The sequence below is a fragment of the Streptomyces sp. NPDC057638 genome, from assembly GCF_042800315.1.
Taxonomy (GTDB): domain Bacteria; phylum Actinomycetota; class Actinomycetes; order Streptomycetales; family Streptomycetaceae; genus Streptomyces.
Genome location: NZ_JBHVHF010000608.1, coordinates 1 through 1,366, shown reverse-complemented (window position 1 = coordinate 1,366; position 1,366 = coordinate 1). Strand labels below are relative to the sequence as shown.

The 1,366-nt window shown below is 67.7% G+C and carries 1 protein-coding gene and 5 tRNA genes; all 6 read left to right on the top strand.

Annotated features, from left to right (window positions below; all coding sequences use genetic code 11):
* On the top strand, positions 1-619 hold a 619-nt coding region (locus tag ACFVIM_RS35185), incomplete at its 5' end, for an HAD family hydrolase (protein WP_384310458.1).
* 87 nt (positions 620-706) lie between these two features.
* Positions 707-778, top strand: a tRNA-Gln gene (locus tag ACFVIM_RS35180).
* A gap of 21 nt (positions 779-799) precedes the next feature.
* Positions 800-872: transfer RNA gene (locus tag ACFVIM_RS35175), tRNA-Glu, on the top strand.
* Between the two features lie 84 nt (positions 873-956).
* Positions 957-1,029: transfer RNA gene (locus tag ACFVIM_RS35170), tRNA-Glu, on the top strand.
* Between the two features lie 16 nt (positions 1,030-1,045).
* Positions 1,046-1,117, top strand: a tRNA-Gln gene (locus ACFVIM_RS35165).
* A gap of 18 nt (positions 1,118-1,135) precedes the next feature.
* Positions 1,136-1,208, top strand: a tRNA-Glu gene (locus tag ACFVIM_RS35160).
* Positions 1,209-1,366: the final 158 nt, after the last annotated feature.

Genomic DNA, 1,366 nt, shown 5'->3' with positions numbered 1-1,366 from the left:
GGCCGACGGAGACGACTCCGTCGGCCAGGCCCTCGCCCGTTGGCGCACGCTCACCCGGACCCACTGGGCCCGTTTCGACGCGGGCGAGGTCGACTGGCTCGGCCAGCGCCGCGACCGCGCGCGGGACTTCACCGGCACCCCGATGAGCGACTCCGCCGCGGACGCCTGGTTCGCGCGCTACGTGACCCACTACGAGGCGGCCTCGGCCCTCTTCCCCGACGCCGTGCCCGCCCTGGACGCCCTCGCGGGCCACTACCGGCACGCCGTCCTGTCCAACTCCTCGCTGCGGGTCCAGGAACCCAAGCTGCGCGGCTTCGGCGTCCGCGACCGCTTCGAGGTCCTCCTGTGCGCCGCCGAACTCGGCGTCGCCAAGCCGCACGCCGCCGCCTTCCACGCCGCCTGCCGGGCCCTGGGCCTGCCGCCGAGTGAGGTGCTGTACGTCGGTGACGAGCCCGACATCGACGCCCGCGGCGCCATGGAGGCGGGGCTCACCGGCGTCTGGCTGGACCGCTCCGGAACGGGCGGACGCCCCGAACTGATCCGGATCGCCTCCCTCGCCGAGTTGCCCGGTCTGCTGCGCGGCCATACCCGTTTTGGAGCCCCGTCCACCTTCGGGTAATGTTCTTTCTGCGCCGCCCGCCAAGGCCAAAAGGCCGGAACGGAGAGCGCAAGCCAAGGAAGACCCCCACCGGGGGTTGCGCTTTGGTGGCCTATGGTGTAATTGGCAGCACGACTGATTCTGGTTCAGTTAGTCTTGGTTCGAGTCCAGGTAGGCCAGCTCGCAGAGCTCATCTGCAAAGCCCCCGTTGTGTAGCGGCCTAGCACGCTGCCCTCTCAAGGCAGTAGCGCCGGTTCGAATCCGGTCGGGGGTACAGATCCATCCCGCGGATCATCAGGGTCGCTCCCGATGTCCACGCGGTGACAGTGTCCGGCTCGCGCCGGGCTGGATCGCTAGGGCCCCCGTTGTGTAGCGGCCTAGCACGCCGCCCTCTCAAGGCGGTAGCGCCGGTTCGAATCCGGTCGGGGGTACTGGTCTAAACCACCATGGGCTATGGTGTAATTGGCAGCACGAGTGATTCTGGTTCATTTAGTCTAGGTTCGAGTCCTGGTAGCCCAGCGGATCGTTTCAGATCTTGCCCCCGTTGTGTAGCGGCCTAGCACGCCGCCCTCTCAAGGCGGTAGCGCCGGTTCGAATCCGGTCGGGGGTACAAAAGGGAAAATCCCCTCGCATTTACTGCGAGGGGATTTTCCTATTTCCGCTTCTATCGCTTTGTCTCCGCCACCCCACTCCCGGACAGGCCCGGGTTCCACCGCTGAGTGGGACGACTGCCCGTACGGGGCTGGAACCCCGCGCGGCCCGCACGGA